The sequence below is a fragment of the Rathayibacter rubneri genome (genome assembly GCF_023743255.1).
Lineage (GTDB): Bacteria > Actinomycetota > Actinomycetes > Actinomycetales > Microbacteriaceae > Rathayibacter > Rathayibacter rubneri.
Genome location: NZ_JAMRYM010000204.1, coordinates 1 through 1,077 on the forward strand (window position 1 = coordinate 1; position 1,077 = coordinate 1,077).

The window sequence follows — 1,077 nt, forward strand, 5'->3', positions numbered from 1 at the left end:
GGCCGCCGGGTCCGCCGTCGTGCTCAAGCCGGCCGGCCCGACCGCGCGCTGCGGTGCCGTCGTCGCCGAGGCGCTCTGGGCCGCGGGGGTCCCCCGCGAGGCGCTGCTGCTGCTGCGGGTCCCGGAGGAGGAGCTCGGCGCGGACCTCGTCGCCTCGCCCGCCGTCGATCGCGTGATCCTCACCGGCGCGTACGAGACGGCGGAGCTGTTCCGCTCGTTCCGGCACGACCTCCCGCTGCTCGCCGAGACCAGCGGCAAGAACGCGATCATCGTCACTCCCTCGGCCGACCTCGACCTCGCGGTCAAGGACGTCGTCTCGAGCGCGTTCGGGCACGCCGGCCAGAAGTGCTCGGCCGCGTCGCTCGTCGTGCTGGTCGGCTCCGTGGCCCGCTCGAAGCGGTTCCGCGCGCAGCTGCTCGACGCGGTCGCCTCGCTGACGGTGGGCTACCCGACCGACCCGGCCACCCGGATGGGGCCGGTCATCGAGCCCGCCGCGGGCAAGCTGCTGCGCGGGCTGACCGAGCTGGGCGCCGGAGAGAGCTGGCTGCTCGAGCCGCGGAAGCTCGACGACTCCGGCCGCCTGTGGAGCCCGGGGGTCCGCGACGGCGTGCGCCGCAACTCCGAGTACCACCGCACCGAGTACTTCGGACCGGTGCTCGGCATCATGACGGCGCCGACGCTCGACGACGCGATCGCGCTCGTGAACGAGGTCGACTACGGACTGACCTCGGGCCTGCACGCGCTCGACCCCGCCGAGATCGGCACGTGGCTCGAGAGCATCCAGGCCGGCAACCTGTACGTGAACCGAGGCATCACCGGCGCGATCGTCGAGCGGCAGCCGTTCGGAGGCTGGAAGAAGTCGGCGGTGGGCCCCGGCACGAAGGCGGGCGGACCGGACTACCTGCTCGGACTCGGGAGCTGGACGCCCCGCGCATCGACGGCCGCCGCGGACGTGCCGCGCGGGGCCGAGCGGCTGGTCGCGGCGGCCCGGGCCGAGCTGTCCGCTGCGGAGGCGGACGCGGTCGAGCGCACGTCGCGGGGCGCGTGCTCGGCGAAAGCCGCCGCCGCGCTCCGCGC

1 protein-coding gene is annotated in these 1,077 nt (G+C 75.1%); it reads left to right on the forward strand.

Translation table 11 applies throughout. The annotated features are described in order from the left end of the window. On the forward strand, nucleotides 1-1,077 hold a 1,077-nt coding region (locus NB037_RS19320), incomplete at both ends, for an aldehyde dehydrogenase family protein (RefSeq protein WP_251948687.1).